Consider the following 15,959-nt stretch of genomic DNA (forward strand, 5'->3'; position numbering starts at 1 on the left):
CGATCCTTTTTGCGCGGTCGGCGACGATGTCCTTTCGGCGCCTTGGCTGGCGAAGGCAAGGGCGTTTGTCGCTTCTTGCCCCCGGCCTGAGGCGAAAGGCGCCGCTTACGGCTCGCGATGCACCCGCAGCGGCCCCCAGCTCTGGCTGACGGGCATCAGCTCGAGCTGATTGATGTTCACATGCGGCGGCTGGCTCGCCACCCAGTGGATCGTCTCGGCGATGTCCTCCGGCTGCAGGGCGTTCGCGCCCTCGTAGAGCACGTCATAGGCCTGCTGGTTGCCGCCGGTGCGCACCATGGTGAATTCGCTCTCGCAAAGACCGGGCTCGATCGAGGTGACGCGCACGCCGGTTCCGTGGAGATCGGCGCGCAGGCCGCGGGTGAACTGCTGGACGAAGGCCTTCGTGCCGCCATAGACGTTGCCGCCCGGATAGGGCCAGTTGGAGGCGATCGAGGCGAGATTGACGATCGCGCCGCGCCGCTCGATCAGGCCGGGAAGGAGACGATGGGTGAGCACCGTCAAGGCGGTGACGTTGGTGGCGATCATCGTCTTCCAGTCGGCGACGTCGCTTTCCTGCGCCGGCGCCGTGCCGAGGGCGAGGCCGGCATTGTTGACGAGAAGGTCGATCTGCGAGAAGGGCGGCTGCAACCGGCCGAGGGCGTCCTCCATCGCCGCCTCGTCGGTGACGTCGAAGACCGCCGGGACGAAGGCGTCCCCGATTTCGCCGCGCAGGGCCTCGAGCCGCTCGGCCCGCCGCCCGGTGCCGACGACGCGCCAGCCGGATTTCGCAAAGCGCCTTGCGGTCGCCGCGCCGAAGCCGGAGGAGGCGCCGGTGATGAGGATCGTTGCAGTCATGATGTCTCCGGGAGAATGAAGGAAGCAAGGGATGCGGCCTGCGATAGCGCGGCGGAGGCCGGCAAGGCCATGCTGGCGAGGCTGCTCAGCGCCAGAAGCATCAAAAGCCAGGCCACGGCACGCTTCCATGTCTCGGCGCTGATCCGGCCGTAGAGGCGCCTGCCGACGACGATCCCGGCTGCGACCGCCGGCAGCATCACAACGACGGCCGGAAGGCTCGAGGCGGGAAACAGGCCGAGCCCGGCGCGAAAGGCGATAGCGCCGATGTCCGTCACGGCGAAGACGACGGTCAGCAGGGCGCGGGACTGGCCGGGGCTGCGCCGGCTCGCCATCAGCCAGGCGACGATCAGCGTGCCGCCCACCGAAAAGGCGCCGATCATCGCGCCGGTGAGAAAGCCCGCTCCGGATGCCGCGCCACGGCTGTCGAGCCAGCGCCAGCTCACCTTGCGCATGGCGGCGAGGGCCGAAACGAATACCGCGAGATTGAGGCCGACGAGGGCCGGGCCGTGGGGCAGGGCGCTGAGAAGAAAGACGCCGGCCACCGCGCCCCCGAGGGCCGAGGCCCCGAGCAGCAGCGCGTCGCCCCGCTCGAGCTCGGCAAGGATGCCGCCCTGAACGAGCATGACGGTCGCGGCGAGATCGAGGCAAAGGACGATGCCGGTGGCAAAGTCCGGCGACCAGAACAGCGACAACAGGGGGGCGGCGACGAGCGAGAAGCCGAAACCCGTCGCGCCGCGCACCACCGCGGCGGCGACGATGATCGGCAACGCGTAGATGAGGTCGGCTGGCAAGGGGCGGCTCCGTCGAATCGGCGCATAGCATCACGCGCCGCAGCACCGTTGGACAGGTCCAGAGCCCGTCATCGATAGAGCCAGCGCTGGACCCATCGACATTTTTCCCTGGCTCTTTCGCTCGCCCCGGCGCCGGGTCCAGCTTGGGCGAAACGAGAGCCGAGGGACCATTGATGCAGCCCACACAGACGAATTTCGAAAATCACTGGATGCCCTTCACCAACAACCGGGCGTTCCGCGAGACGCCGCAGATGTTCGCGAGGGCCGAGGGCGTCCACTATTTCACCCCCGAGGGGAACGACGTTCTCGACGGGTCGTCGGGCCTGTTCTGCACCCCTGCCGGCCATGGCCGGCGCGAAATCGCCGACGCGGTCCACGCGCAGCTGATGACGCTGGACTACACCCCGCATTTCCAAAGGGCCGCGCCCGTCTCCTTCGAGCTGGCGACGCGGCTTTCGCAGATCCTGCCCGAGGGTCTCGACCGGGTGTTCTTCGCCTCGTCCGGCTCCGAAGCCGTCGACAGCGCGATGAAGATCTGCCTCAGCTACCACCGGGCCAAAGGCGAGGGCCAGCGCAACCGCTTCGTCTCGCGCAACTGGGGCTATCACGGCGTCAATCTCGGCGGCACCTCGCTCGCCGGCATGGTCAACAACCGCCGCGAATTCGCCGGCGTCACCTGCGACGTCGTCCACATGCGCCACACCTGGCGCGAGGACCAGCGCTACACGCCGGGCCAGCCGGAGACCGGCGCCGATCTCGCCGACGATCTGGAAGAAATCTGCCGCAACTACGGGGCCGAGACGATCGCCGGCGTCTTCGTCGAGCCGATCGCCGGATCGATCGGCACCATCGTGCCGCCGAAGGGCTATCTGGAACGGCTGCGGGCGATCGCCGACAAATACGGGCTGCTGCTGATCTTCGACGAGGTCATCACCGGCTTCGGGCGCACCGGATCGGCCTTTGCCGCCGAAGAATTCGCAGTGACGCCGGATCTGATGACCATGGCCAAGGCGCTGACCAACGGGGCGGTGCCGATGAGCGCGGTCGCGACCTCCGCGGCCATTCAGGAGACGGTGTTTGCCGCCGCCGGCGACACCGACCGGCCGGAGCTCTTCCACGGCTACACCTATTCGGCCCATCCGGTCGCCTGCGCCGCCGCGCTCGCCGCCCTCGACATCTATCAGGGCGAAAAGCTCTTCGAGCGCTCGCGCGCCCTCTCGCCGGTCTTTCTCGATCTGATCTTCGGGCTGCGCAACCTCGCCCAGGTCACCGATCTTCGCGGTTACGGGATGATGGCCGGCATCCAGCTGAAACCGGCAGAAACGCCCGGCCTCAAAGGCTCACAGGTGCAGCGCGCGCTGTTCGACGCCGGCCTTCACGTCAAGGCGACCGGCGATGCGCTGATCGTCGCGCCGGCTTTCGTGTCGAGCCAGTCCGAGCTGGAGCAGATGGCCGACATCCTGCGCCGCGTTCTCGGCCGGACCGAGCTTCATTGAGCGTCGGGGCCGCCTCCCTGTCCGCCCGGAGCGGCTGCCGGGGACCGGCACCGGTCCCGTTCCGCAAGGCAGTGATCCAGCGCCTGGCGCAAGACGGCGATGCCGGCGGGGATCTGAGCGTTCTCGATCGGGCCGTAGCCAAGACGCAGGAAATTATGCTCGGCTCCCGGCTCGCGGAAGTGAATGTCGCCGACCTCGACGGCCGCCCCGCGGCTGGCCGCCTCGGCCTGGAATCTGGCCGCAGCGATCCCCTCCGGCAGGCGGATCCACAGCGCCGATCCGCCGGTGGTCATCGTCACCGTGCAGTCCGGCAGCTGCCGCTCGATCTCGCTCAGCATCGTCGCCCAGCGCCTGGCGAGAAGGCCCTGCTGACGCCGGATGTGGGCATCGTAGTGCCCCTCGGACATGAACAGCGCCATGGCGCGCTGATCGAGCACGGAAGGGTGGCGGAACATCAGCCGGCGCAGGGCGCGCAGCTCGGTGATGACGTCGGGCGGAGCGACGATGAAGCCCAGTCGCAAACCCGGAAAGACGGGTTTCGACAGGCTGCCCGCATGCAGGACGCGGCCGTTCTGGTCATAGCCGCGCAGCGCGTGCTGGCGGGGGCCGACATAGTTCAGCTCGTGCTCGTAGTCGTCCTCGAGGATGAGGAAGTCGTGGCGCTCGGCCGCCTGCAGAAGCACCAGCCGCCGCTGCATCGTCATCGTGACGTTGGTCGGCGCCTGATGGCTCGGCGTCACATAGACGAGGCCGCAGCCCTCGAGCCGCGCATCGGGGCGCGCGCCGCTGGCATCGACGGGCAGATCGACGATCTCGGCGCCGTCGAGGGTGAAGATGTTGCGGGCGTCGACATAGCCGGGATTTTCAAAGCCGACCTTCACCCCGGGGCCGCAGAACAGGCGGGAGAGAAGATAGACGGCGTTCTGGGAGCCGATGGTGACGAGGATCTCGTCCTTGCCGGCGCGAAAGCCGCGGCGCGGAAGGATGCGCCGGATGATCTGTTCGATCAGGAGAGGGTCGTCGGCATCGACGAGATCGTTCATCAGCTGGCCGAGATGTTCGGCCCGTCCGGCCTGGCGGATGCAGTCGCGCCATCGGCTGATCGACACGGGATCGGCCGCCGCATGGCCGTAGATGAAGGGATAGGGGAAGCTCTGCCAGTTGTCGGGCTTGCGGATGTTGGGCTGCAGCGTCGGGCGAAGGCGCATGCGCCCCGTCCACAGGCCAGCGTCCGGCGCCTCGGCCCTTCCCGCCTCGCGCGACGCCGTGCGGGCAGCCTTTTCGTGCTGGCGCAGGAAGCGCTCGTCGATGAAGAAGCCGCGGCGGCCGACGGAGACGAGATAGCCGTCCTCGGCCATCTTCTCGTAGACGAGGGTCACGGTGTTGCGCGAGACCTGCAGCTGGCGGGCGAGAACGCGGGTCGCCGGCAGCGGTTCGTGCGAGGCGATCGCACCGCGCAGGATCGCAGCGACGATGCGCTCCTGGATCTGCCGCTGCAGCGGCTTCGACCCGTCGAGCGGCGCCGCAAGGCTGGTCTCCTCGATCTCTATCATGGCTTCGACCCCGGACCGGATGACACATGCCGTCAGCCAGCACCTTAGCGACAAGCCGAGCGGATGTTCAATTCGCATACAGGCAAAGGAAGTGAGCACATCGATGCACTTCAAGGATGCATTCGGCGCGGATCGTGACCTGAAGGTTCATGGCCCGGCGAAAGAAGAGGCAGCCGCGACCGCCGTCTGATCGATCGGTCCGGCTTCATCGGGGAGGAATGACGGCATCAGTTTTTCTGGCGGCACGCGATTTGCTTGTTGCTCAGAGACTGGAACCGACGACCGCACAACAAGATCCGCCCGGCGGACAGCGCACCCATCCATTCCAGCATCGGAGATGACAATGTTGAAGAAGCTTGCAGCCGTCCTTTCAGCCAGCCTAGCAATGGCCAGCCTGTCCGCAGGGGTGGCAGGGGCCCAGGAGACCGTCATCGTCGGGCATTTCGGCAATCCGACGCCCGATCAGGTTGCCGCCGCCGACAAGAAGTTCGAGGCCGCGACCGGCTGGACGATCGACTGGCGCAAGTTCTCCGCCGGCACCGACGTGATCGCCGCCATGGCGTCGGGCGACGTCAATGTCGCCGAACTCGGCTCGTCGCCGCTGGCGATCGCCGCGACGCAGGGCGTCGACCTTCAGATGTTCATGGTCGCCGAAGTCATCGGCACGGCGGAATCGCTGATCGTGCGCAACGGCTCCGGCATCAAGACGCTGGCCGATCTGAAGGGCAAGCGTATCGGCGTGCCGATCGGCTCGACCTCGCATTTCTCGCTGATGGGCGCGCTGAAGCATGCCGGAATCGACGCCGGCGACGTCACCATCATGAACATGTCGCCCGATCAGCTCGTCGCCGCCTGGCAGCAGGGCGCGATCGACGCCGGCTTCGTCTGGGAGCCGGCGCAGGGCAAGCTCCTGGAGGACGGCACGCGGCTGGTCGGCGCGGACCAGACGGCGGAATGGGGCTATCCGACCTTCGACGCCTGGGTGGTGAACAAGGATTTCGCCGAAAAGCACAAGGACGCGATGATCGCCTTCACCAAGACGATGGCCGAGGCCAACGGCGCCTATCTCGCCGACCCGGCCAAATGGACGGCCGACAGCGAGCCGGTGAAGATCATCGCCGAGCGCACGGGCGCGGCGCCCGATCAGGTGCCGGCGGTCCTGTCCGGCTACACCTTCCTGCCCCTAAAAGAGCAGATCGACAGCGGCTGGCTCGGGGAAAAGGGCGCGGCGGCGATCGCCTCGACGGCCGAGTTCCTCAAATCGGCCAACCGCATCGACACGGTGGCAAAGGACTATTCGCCCTTCGTCACCGACGAATACGCCAAGGCCGCCGCGAAATAATCCACTCGACGCATCACTCTCCGGACCCGGCAAGGGGTCCGCAGACGATCGAAGGAGATTTGTCATGGCACTCCAGATCCGACAGGCATCGGTCGAGTTTCCCGCCGTCGACGGCCGGGCGCCGGTCGAGGCCCTGCGCAAGATCGAGCTGTCGATCGAGCCCGGCGACTTCACGGTGGCGCTCGGCGCGTCGGGCTGCGGCAAGTCCACCCTTCTCAATCTCATCGCCGGCTTCCTGTCGCCGTCGTCGGGGGCGATCCTGCTCGATGGCGCGCCGGTGAACGGACCGGGGGCGGATCGCTCGGTGGTGTTCCAGAAACACGCTCTCCTTCCCTGGCTGAACGTGCGCGACAATGTCGCCTTCGGCCTCAAGCTCCAGGGATCCTCGAAGGCGGAGCGTTACGCGGTCGCCGAAAAGTTCATCGCGCTTCTCGGCCTGTCCGGCTTCGAGACCTCGCCGGTCTATTCCCTGTCCGGCGGCATGCAGCAGCGGGTCGGCATCGCCCGGGCGCTGACCTGCGATCCGAAGCTGCTTCTGATGGACGAGCCGCTCGGGGCGCTCGACGCCCTGACCCGGGAGCGGGCGCAGGAGCTGATCCTGAAGATCTGGAGCGAGACGGAAAAATCCGTCTTCTTCATCACCCACAGCGTCGAGGAGGCGCTGTTCATGGGGACGAAGCTCGTCGTCATGTCGCCTCGTCCCGGCCGCATCGCCCACATGTTCGACCTGCCCTTCTCGCGGCGCTTCTGCGACGGGCAGTCGGCCCGGTCGATCAAGGCGTCCGGCGATTTCATCGCCCTGCGCGAGAAGGTTCTCGCGATCATCTTCGCCGACGAGGAGGAAGCCGCATGAGCATCGCGCGCCCCAACGACGCCGAGACGCAGAGCAAGGACGCACCGGCCGCCCCGACCGGCTGGCGGGCCGCCGTCGGCAGTGGCTTCCAGCAGCTCGTGCGCAGCCGTCCGACCAAGCCCGGCGAGACCTATGGCGTGCCCGGACAGGGCGAGACCATCACCCTGAGCATCCTGACCATCCTGGTCTTTCTCGCCGTGTGGTGGGCGGTCACGGCGCTCGGGCTGGTCAAGCCGCTCTTCGTGCCCTCGCCCCAGGCGATCTTCCAGAAGTTCGTCGACGTCCTCACCAACGGTTTCACCGGCACCTCGCTTCTGGAACATGCCGGCATCTCCGCCGCCCGCGTCTTCGGCGCGTTCGTCCTCGCCTGCATCGTCGGCGTGCCGCTCGGCCTCGCCATGGGCATGAGCCCGACGATCCGCGGCATCTTCGACCCGCCGATCGAATTCTACCGGCCGATCCCGCCGCTCGCCTATCTGCCGCTGATGATCATCTGGTTCGGCATCGGCGAGACGTCGAAGGTTCTGCTGATCTTCCTGTCGGTGTTCGCGCCGGTGGCGCTCGGGGCGAAATCGGGCGTGCGCTCTGCGGCGATCGAACAGATCCATGCGGCCTATTCCTTCGGCGCCTCGCGCTGGCAGGTGATGCGCCACGTGATCCTGCCCTCGGCCCTGCCGGAGATCCTCACGGCCATGCGCATCGGCATCGGTTTCGGCTGGACGACCCTCGTCGCCGCCGAGATGGTCGCCGCCACCAAGGGCCTCGGCTACATGGTGCTGACCGCCTCGCAGTTCCTGCAGACCGCGACGGTGATCATGGGCATCATCGTCATCGCCGCGATCGCCTATGGCTTCGACATGGTCATGCGGGCCATCGAGCGGCGCTTCGTGCCCTGGAAGGGGCGGATGTAGGACCGCTCGCGCGCGACCTCGAACTCGCCGCCCGGCGCAAGACACCCCGTCCGCGCCGGGCTTGAAGACCAACGGCTCAAGAACGAGCCGGGGTATTCGCGTCGCAGGGACAACGGTGCGACACGCCGGTGTCCATCATCTCCCGGGTCAGCCGGCTCTCACCGCGCTAGTCTGCCGTCGCCCAGTCGACGAGATCGGCCAGAAACGCGTCGCATCGGTCGAGCTGGGCGATCTCCAGATATTCGTCCGGCTTGTGAGCCTGGGCGATATGGCCGGGGCCGCAGATGACGGTCTCGATCCCCAGCATGGCGTTGAACCGTCCGGCTTCGGTGCCGTAGGCGACCTTGGCATGGCCGTTGGAGCGGGCAAGGCGTTTTGCGACCGTGACGAGCGGGCCGTCGGGGGCTGTGTCGATGCCCGGAAAGGCAGCCATCATGGCGATGTCGATCGCAGCTTCCGGGGCGATGCGGCGCATCTCGGGCTCGAGTTCCTCCTCGGCATAGCGGGTGAACTCGGCGACCAGCGCGTCGGCGTCCTCGTCGGGCATGACCCGGAATTCGCAGTCGAAGCGGCAGAGATCGGGCACGATGTTCAGCGCCTGCCCGCCGTCGATCACGCCGGTATGGGCCGTGGTGTAGGGAACGTCATAGGCCGGGTCGCGAGATCCCGCCTCGGCGAGCCGGCGTCCGATTTCGCGCAGTTTCACGATCAGCATCGCGGCGTATTCGACGGCGTTGACGCCCTGCGGCGAGAGGGAGGAATGACAGGAGCGGCCGCGAACGGTGACACGCATCGAGCGCTTCGCCTTGTGGGCGACGACGACCTCCATCCCGGTCGGTTCCCCGACGATGCAGTATTGCGGCCGCACGGCCTGCTCTCCCAGCCATTCGAGCAGCCTGATGACGCCGAGACAGCCGACCTCCTCGTCATAGGAAAAGGCGAGGTGGATCGGCCGCTTCAAGTCTGCCGCCACCATCGCCGGGACCGCCGCCAGCGCCGAGGCGAGAAAGCCTTTCATGTCGCAGGCGCCGCGGCCGATGAGCCGCCCGTCGCGCTCGATCAGGCGGAAGGGCTCGCTCGTCCAGTCCTGACCGTCGACCGGAACCACGTCGGTGTGGCCGGACAGGACGATGCCGGGCTGATCCGCCGGTCCGATCGTCGCGAAGAGATTGGCCTTTTCGCCGGTCTCGTCGAAGATCCGCTCGCATAAAATGCCGAAGCCGGAGAGATAGTCCGCGACATGATCGATCAGCGCGAGATTGGAATTGCGGCTGGTGGTGTCGAACCCCACCAGATCGGCGAGGATATCGCGGCTCTTGAGCGCTGGCATGTCAGTCTCCGGATGGATCGGTCTGGTGATTGCCGCCGCTCAAAGGCGTGGTGCGGCCGGTTTCGAGGCTTGCCCGCGTCGTTTCGATGAAGGCGAGCGTCGCGGGCGAGGGCGGACGGTCCGCCGGCGTGAGGAAGTTGGCGCGAAAGGGGATGCTCGGCTCGAACGGGCGGACGACGATGCCGCGACCCAGCTGATGGGCGATCGGAAACGGGTTCATCAGCGAAACCCCGAGGCCCTCGCGGACGAATTCGGCGGCCGAGACGCTCGTCGCCGTCTCGATCACGATCTTTCGCCGAACGCCCGCCCGCTCGAAAATCCTGTCCACGGCGACGCGCGCCGAATGGCGGCGGGTGAGCGCGATGAAGGGCTCGCCCTCCAGATCCTCCGGGCGCACGACGTCGAGATCGGTCAGGCGGTGGCGGGCGGGCAGGACGCAGATGCCGGTCGTTGCCAGGAGCAGCTCGGTGCGGATGCCTTCATGGGCCGGCTGGGCGTCGGTGAGACCGACATCGTACTGCGCCTCGGCGACGCTGCTGATCAGGCTGTCGGAGGAGATCACGTCGAAGACGATCTCGAGCTCCGGATTGTCCTTGGTGAGCGCCGCGAGGCGGCTCGGCAGGAAGCAGTGGGCGATGGTCGGCGGAGCGGCGATCCGCAACGAGCCGGTGTGCGAGCGGCGTTCGGCCTGCGAGCGGTCGGCGATGCGGGCGAGCGCCGCGAAGACCGGGCCGAGCTGTTCGTTGATCGACAAGGCTTCGGCATTGGGAACGAGGCGGCCGCCCGAGCGCTCGAACAATTGCCGTCCGAGCGTTGCTTCGAGCTGTGAGAGAGCGCGGCTGACAGCCGGTTGGGACATGCCGAGACGCTGGGCGGCGACCGTCGCCTTGCCGCTCTGGACGAGGGCCCGCAGCACCTCGAGCTCGCGCAGCGTGAAGTCGGTCCGGCCCTCTCCTTCGGCGTGCGGTGCCGCAATTTTACGCATGTGCCTCATTCGATGACTCGCTATGCAAATAGTATAATCATCATGCATAGTATTTTCATATTGACTTCCGATTACCGCATAATAGCGTGGAAGCCAACGCCGCACCGGCATTCGATCGCCGCGGTCCGTGGCCCCGGAATGGATGTTCAGAGAGGATATTTGAATGAACGTCAGACCAGCTTTGTTGATCGCCAGCCTTGTCGCCGCCACGTCGCTGACGCCGGCAATGGCCGCCGATCTCTCGATCGGGCTGAAGTCCGAGCCGACGTCGATGGACCCGCAATTCCACAACCTCGCGACCAATGCGCAGGTGCTGGAGAACATCTTCGAGGGTCTGACCAAGCAGGATGCGGTGCAGCGCCTGCAGCCCGGCCTCGCCTCGAAGTGGGAGGCGAGCGACGACACCACCTGGCGCTTCACTCTGCGCGACGGCGTCAAGTTCCAGAACGGCAGCCCGTTGACCGCCCGCGACGTGATCTACACGCTGTGCCGGGTGCCGCTGGTTCAGAACTCTCCGTCGCCCTTTACGATCTATACCGGCGCGATCAGCGACGTTACCGCCGAGGGCGACGATGTCGTCGTGGTCAAGACGGCATCGGCAAACCCGCTGCTTCCGACCGACATGGCCAGCCTGCCGATCGTCTCGGCCGATGCCCTGGGCGCCGAAAAGACCGTGACCTACAAGCCGGACGGCAAATGCAAGGGCATGGGTGACGTGCCCCAGTCGCCGGCCTTCAATTCGCCCGACATCGCCGTCGGCACCGGGCCCTACAAGCTCGACAGCTTCGTGCGCGGCAGCAAGCTGGTGCTGACCAAGTTCGACGGCTACTGGGGCGAGGCTCCGGCCTGGGACACGGTGACGATGCGGCCGATCAGCAGCGCCGGGCCGCGCGTCGCGGCGCTCCTGTCCGGCGATGTCGACATGATCGAGTCGCCGCCGATCCAGGACATCCCGCGCATCGAAGGCGCCGGCTTCAAGATCATCGACGCCCTGTCGAACCGCATCATCTACCTGCATCTTTATCAGCAGGACGAGAAGGCTCCCTCGATCACCGGCACAAACGGCAAGAACCCGCTGCTCGACAAGAGGGTGCGCGAGGCGATCTCGCTGTCGATCAACCGCAAGGCGATCGTCGACCGGATCATGGGTGGCTATGCCAAGGCCGCCGGTGAATTGCTGCCCCCGCCGATGTTCGGCACCAATGGCCGCGAGCCCGACGGCTACGATCCGGAAAAGGCCAAGCAGCTTCTGGCCGAAGCCGGCTACCCCGATGGTTTCGGCATTACCCTCGGAACGCCGAACGACCGCTACATCAACGACGAGAAGGTGGCCCAGGCGATCGCCCAGATGCTGACCCGGATCGGCATCAAGACCAAGGTCGACGCCGTGACGGCGAGCCAGTTCTTCTCGCGGCGCAACAAGCTGGAATTCCCAATCTATCTCGCCGGCTGGGGCGCGTCCACGGGCGAAATGTCCTCGCCGCTGAAGTCCCTCGTCGCGACCTACGACAAGGAGACCGGCATGGGGCCGACCAATGCCGGGCGCTACTCCAACCCCGCGATGGACAAGATCCTGACCGAGGCGATGTCGACCATCGACGACACCAAGCGCGAGGATCTCCTGAAGAAGGCCGAGCAGATGGTGCTCGACGACTACGGCATCATCCCGCTGCATTACGAGCAGACGGTCTGGGCGATGAAGAAGGGGCTGAGCTACGAGCCCCGCGTCGACCAGTACACCATCGCCGCCGAAGTGAAGCCCGCCTCCGAGTGATGACCGTGCCGGCGCCCCGGTTTTCCGGGCGCCGGCTCCCATGAGTTTGCAGTGCATTCGCAGACGCCGGATTGCGGCGCAGATCGGAGAGCGGGATGATCGTCTATCTCGTGCGACGCCTCGGACAGAGCCTCGTCGCCATCGCTGCGATGGCGGTGTTGGTTTTCGTCGGCGTCTATGCCATCGGCAACCCCGTCGACATCCTGATCAACCCGGAATCCACCCAGGCCCAGATCGCCGCGACCATGCAGCGGCTCGGCCTCGACCGGCCTTTGTGGGAACAGTTCGGCATCTTCGTCTGGAATGCGCTGCACGGTGATCTCGGGATCTCCTTCGTCTACGGCCGACCCGCGATGCAGATCATCCTGGAACGACTGCCGGCGACGATGGAACTGGCGCTGGTCGCCCTCGTCCTGTCGGTCTCCATCGGCATCCCCCTCGGCGTCCTCGCGGGTCTGAAGCCCAATTCGATCGGCGGGCGATCGATCATGGCGGGCTCGATCCTCGGCTTCTCTCTCCCGAACTTCTGGCAGGGCATGCTTTTGATCCTGATCTTCGCCGTTCTGCTCGGCTGGCTGCCGGCGGGCGGGCGCGGCGAGACGGTGGAGGTTCTGGGCATCCGCGTCAGCTTCCTCACCCTCGACGGCCTGAAGCACCTCATCCTGCCGGCGATGAATCTCGCCTTGTTCAAGATGTCGCTGGTCATCCGCCTCGCCCGCGCCAATACCCGGGAGGTCTGCCTGCAGGATTACGTGAAATATGCCCGGGCAAAGGGCCTCTCGTCGCGCCGGATCGTTCTCGTCCACATCCTCAAGAACATCCTGATCCCGGTGGTGACGATCATCGGCCTGGAGCTCGGCTCGATGGTGGCGTTTGCCATCGTCACCGAAACCGTCTTCGCCTGGCCGGGCATGGGCAAGCTCCTGATCGATTCCATCAATCTTCTCGATCGGCCGGTCATCGTCGCCTATCTGATGCTGACCGTTCTGATCATCGTCACCATCAACCTCGTCGTTGATGTCATCTATTCGCTGCTCGACCCGCGGGTGCGCCTGTCGGAGGTCGACGCATGAGTGACGAAGCCGCCATGGGCCTTTCTGAAAAGGCCGAGCCGCCGGTGAAGCAGCCGGCAGAAGCAAAGCGCGCGCCGGCTCTCGAGAGCCCGGCGATGCGGATCGCCCGGGAGTTCTGCGAGGACCGACTGGCGGTCCTCGGCCTGGTCCTGTTCCTCGCCATTGCCGCGATCGCAATCCTCGCCCCCTGGATCACGCCGCAGAACCCCTACGACCTCGCCCAGCTCGACATCATGGACGGCGGTCTGCCGCCCGGCTCGGAATCCTTTGCGACCGGCGGCACCTATTGGCTCGGCACCGACGAACAGGGCCGCGACATGCTTTCGGCGATCGCCTATGGCCTGAGGATCAGCCTTCTCGTCGCCACCGTGTCGCTTGCCTTCGCCATTGCCATCGGCGTCGCCGCGGGAACGACCGCCGCCTATCTCGGTGGCAAGGTCGACACGCTGATCATGCGCGTCGTGGATCTGCAGCTGTCCTTTCCCTCGATCCTCATCGCGCTGATCCTGCTGGCGCTTTTCGGCCGCGGCATCGACAAGGTGATCATCGCGCTGATCATCGTGCAATGGGCCTATTACGCCCGCACCGTGCGATCCTCGGCGATCGTCGAGACGCGCAAGGACTATATCGACGCCGCCCGTTGCCTGGCGCTGTCGCACCGGCGGATCATGTTCCGCCACCTTCTGCCGAACTGCGTGCCGCCGCTCATCGTCGTCGGCACCGTGCAGATCGCCCAGGCGATCGCGCTCGAGGCGACGCTCTCCTTTCTCGGCGTCGGCGTGCCGATCACCGAGCCCTCGCTCGGCCTTCTCATCGCCAATGGCTACGACTACCTCCTTTCGGGCCGCTACTGGGTGAGCATCTTCCCCGGCATCGCCCTCGTCGCCACCATCATCGCCATCAATCTCGTGGGCGATCGGCTGCGCGACGTCCTCAATCCGAGGCTCCAGACATGACGCTGCTTCAGGTGGAAGATCTCGCCACCCATTTCTTCACCCGCGACGGTGTCGCCAAGGCGGTCGACGGCGTTTCCTTCTCGCTCGATCGCGGCGAGATCCTCGGTCTCGTCGGCGAGAGCGGATCGGGCAAGTCGGTGACCGGCTTCTCGCTGCTCGGTCTCGTCGATCCGCCCGGCCGCATCGTCTCGGGAAAGATCGTCTTTGACGGCGAGGATCTGGTGAAGGGCGGCGAGCCGATGATGCGCACCCTTCGCGGCAAGCGCATCGCGATGATCTTTCAGGATCCGATGATGACGCTCAATCCGGTTCTGCGCATCGACACCCAGATGGTCGAGACGGTGCTGGCGCATGAGCGCATTTCGCGCAAGAGCGCGCTGGAGCGGTGCCGCGAGGCGCTGGCGCGGGTCGGCATCGCCTCTCCGGACGAGAGGCTGAAGAGCTATCCGCATCAGTTTTCCGGCGGCATGCGCCAGCGCGTCGCCATTGCAATTGCGCTGCTGCACGAGCCGGATCTGATCATCGCCGACGAGCCGACGACGGCCCTCGACGTCACCATCCAGGCGCAGATCCTTTCGGAAGTGCAGAAGCTGTGCGCCGACACCGGCCTGGCGATGATCTGGATCACCCATGACCTCGCCGTCGTCTCCGGCCTCGCCGACCAGCTGGCGGTGATGTATGCCGGCAAGATCATCGAGACCGGCGAGACCGGCAGGGTCATCGAGGCGCCGCTTCACCCCTACACCAAGGGGCTGATCGCCAGCGTGCCCCAGGGCCAGAAGCACGGCGCGTTGCTGGCGCAGATCCCCGGAACGACGCCGTCGCTGCTCAATCTCCCGGAAGGATGCAGCTTCCGTCCGCGCTGCCCGCGGGCCGACGCCGCCTGCCAGGAGGAGCCGCCGCTTGGGGCGCTTCTGCCGGGTCGCGCGGCACGGTGCTTTCATCCGCACCTCGATGAGCGACGGGAGGCGCTGGCCTCGTGACCCCCATCCTTGAAATCGATGCCGTCTCGAAGCGCTTCGTCAAGGAGCTCGACGTCGCCGAGCGCACCGCGCGCTTCCTCGGCTCGAAGATCGAGCCTTTGGCGATCCATGCCGTCGACGGCGTCAGCCTCTCGATCGGGCGTGGCGAGGTGCTCGGCCTCGTCGGCGAGTCCGGCTGCGGCAAGTCCACCCTCGGGCGCATGGTCGCCGGCCTGACGACGCCGAGCGAGGGCCACATCCGCTTCCGTGACGCGGACGTCGCGTCACTCACCGGCGCCGCGGCGCGCGAGGCGGCCTTGAAGATCCAGATGGTGTTTCAGGACCCGATGTCCTCGCTGAACCCGCGCCTCAGGGTCGACGAGATCGTCGGCGAGGCGCCGCGCGTCCATGGCATCGTCCCGCGCAAGGAGACGGCGGCCTATGTCGACGACATCCTGTCGCGCTGCGGCCTCGATCCGAGCGTCCGGCGGCGCTACCCGCACCAGTTTTCCGGCGGTCAGCGCGCCCGCATCGGCATTGCCCGGGCGCTTGCCGTGAAACCCGACTTCATCGTCTGCGACGAGTCGGTCGCCGCCCTCGACGTCTCGATCCAGGCCCAGGTTCTCAACCTCTTCATGCGGCTGCGGGAAGAGCTCAACCTCACCTATCTCTTCATCAGCCATGATCTCGGCGTCGTCGAGCACATCTCCGACCGTATCGCCGTGATGTATCTCGGCCGTCTCGTCGAACTCGGCACGGCCGAGGATCTGATGGCCCGGCCGAACCACCCCTATACCCAAGCGCTGGTCGCCGAGATTCCGACTTTCGAGACGAAGAAGAAGCAGTATTCGGCGATCAAGGGCGAAATTCCCTCGCCGATGAACCCGCCGCCGGGCTGTCATTTCCACCCCCGCTGCCCGCATGCTCATCCCCGCTGCAAGGCGGAGCGGCCGACGCTGCGCGAAGTCGCGCCGGGCCGCTTCTCCGCCTGTCACCTCAACGACGAGGGCGCGGCCAGCACCGCTGCCTGAACCGCCCCCTTTCAAGTCGCGGGGCGAGCCTCCGCATCATCAAACCC

15 protein-coding genes are annotated in these 15,959 nt (G+C 66.4%); 10 read left to right on the plus strand and 5 right to left on the minus strand.

From position 1 onward, the window contains the following. Positions 1-105: 105 nt before the first annotated feature. Positions 106-855, minus strand: a complete 750-nt coding sequence (locus J6595_RS19130; protein ID WP_209596729.1) for an SDR family NAD(P)-dependent oxidoreductase — start codon at positions 853-855, stop codon at positions 106-108. Further along, complete coding sequence (locus J6595_RS19135) at positions 852-1,646, minus strand: sulfite exporter TauE/SafE family protein (protein WP_209596731.1); 795 nt, start codon at positions 1,644-1,646, stop codon at positions 852-854. Before J6595_RS19135 ends, J6595_RS19130 begins: the two co-directional genes overlap by 4 nt. 173 nt (positions 1,647-1,819) lie before the next feature. On the opposite strand from J6595_RS19135, the gene aptA reads away from it, so the two are divergent. Beyond that, positions 1,820-3,142, plus strand: coding sequence for an omega-aminotransferase AptA (gene aptA / locus J6595_RS19140; protein WP_209596733.1), 1,323 nt, complete (start codon positions 1,820-1,822; stop codon positions 3,140-3,142). Here the strand turns inward: aptA and J6595_RS19145 are convergent. Beyond that, entirely contained in the window at positions 3,136-4,695 is a 1,560-nt protein-coding gene (locus J6595_RS19145) for an aminotransferase-like domain-containing protein (protein WP_209596735.1), read from the minus strand. The two genes, aptA and J6595_RS19145, sit on opposite strands and share 7 nt — an antisense overlap. On the opposite strand from J6595_RS19145, the gene J6595_RS19150 reads away from it, so the two are divergent. The 4 genes from J6595_RS19150 (at position 4,694) to J6595_RS19165 (ending at position 7,801) form a co-directional block, all read left to right on the plus strand. Then, positions 4,694-4,885: a hypothetical protein gene (locus J6595_RS19150; RefSeq protein WP_209596737.1), complete on the plus strand. Its 192-nt coding sequence runs from the start codon at positions 4,694-4,696 to the stop codon at positions 4,883-4,885. The genes J6595_RS19145 and J6595_RS19150 overlap by 2 nt on opposite strands. Before the next feature lie 153 nt (positions 4,886-5,038). Beyond that, complete coding sequence (gene tauA / locus J6595_RS19155; protein WP_209596739.1) at positions 5,039-6,037, plus strand: taurine ABC transporter substrate-binding protein; 999 nt, start codon at positions 5,039-5,041, stop codon at positions 6,035-6,037. A 64-nt stretch (positions 6,038-6,101) separates the two neighbouring features. Further along, positions 6,102-6,890, plus strand: coding sequence for a taurine ABC transporter ATP-binding protein (locus J6595_RS19160; protein ID WP_209596741.1), 789 nt, complete (start codon positions 6,102-6,104; stop codon positions 6,888-6,890). Then, positions 6,887-7,801, plus strand: coding sequence for an ABC transporter permease subunit (locus J6595_RS19165; RefSeq protein ID WP_209596742.1), 915 nt, complete (start codon positions 6,887-6,889; stop codon positions 7,799-7,801). The genes J6595_RS19160 and J6595_RS19165 overlap by 4 nt, the downstream gene beginning before the upstream one ends. Before the next feature lie 166 nt (positions 7,802-7,967). Here the strand turns inward: J6595_RS19165 and argE are convergent, their stop codons facing one another. Together argE and J6595_RS19175 are read right to left on the minus strand one after the other, a co-directional pair. Then, entirely contained in the window at positions 7,968-9,131 is a 1,164-nt protein-coding gene (argE, locus tag J6595_RS19170; protein ID WP_209596743.1) for an acetylornithine deacetylase, read from the minus strand. A 1-nt stretch (position 9,132) separates the two neighbouring features. Continuing rightward, a complete protein-coding gene (locus tag J6595_RS19175) occupies positions 9,133-10,116 on the minus strand; it encodes a LysR substrate-binding domain-containing protein (RefSeq protein ID WP_209596745.1) in 984 nt (327 codons plus the stop codon). 163 nt (positions 10,117-10,279) lie between these two features. Between J6595_RS19175 and J6595_RS19180 the strand changes: the two genes are divergently transcribed. The 5 genes from J6595_RS19180 to J6595_RS19200 all read left to right on the plus strand — a co-directional run bounded on the left by J6595_RS19180 (position 10,280) and on the right by J6595_RS19200 (position 15,912). After that, on the plus strand, positions 10,280-11,890 hold the full coding sequence (locus J6595_RS19180; RefSeq protein ID WP_209596747.1) for an ABC transporter substrate-binding protein: 1,611 nt from the start codon (positions 10,280-10,282) through the stop codon (positions 11,888-11,890). 95 nt (positions 11,891-11,985) lie between these two features. Beyond that, positions 11,986-12,963: an ABC transporter permease gene (locus J6595_RS19185; protein ID WP_209596749.1), complete on the plus strand. Its 978-nt coding sequence runs from the start codon at positions 11,986-11,988 to the stop codon at positions 12,961-12,963. Continuing rightward, positions 12,960-13,919, plus strand: a complete 960-nt coding sequence (locus J6595_RS19190; RefSeq protein ID WP_425342181.1) for an ABC transporter permease — start codon at positions 12,960-12,962, stop codon at positions 13,917-13,919. The genes J6595_RS19185 and J6595_RS19190 overlap by 4 nt, the downstream gene beginning before the upstream one ends. Next, entirely contained in the window at positions 13,916-14,902 is a 987-nt protein-coding gene (locus J6595_RS19195; RefSeq protein WP_209596751.1) for an ABC transporter ATP-binding protein, read from the plus strand. The genes J6595_RS19190 and J6595_RS19195 overlap by 4 nt, the downstream gene beginning before the upstream one ends. Beyond that, positions 14,899-15,912, plus strand: a complete 1,014-nt coding sequence (locus J6595_RS19200) for an ABC transporter ATP-binding protein (protein WP_209596753.1) — start codon at positions 14,899-14,901, stop codon at positions 15,910-15,912. Before J6595_RS19195 ends, J6595_RS19200 begins: the two co-directional genes overlap by 4 nt. Positions 15,913-15,959: the final 47 nt, after the last annotated feature.

Source organism: Jiella mangrovi (assembly GCF_017815135.1).
GTDB classification, from domain to species: domain Bacteria; phylum Pseudomonadota; class Alphaproteobacteria; order Rhizobiales; family Rhizobiaceae; genus Jiella; species Jiella mangrovi.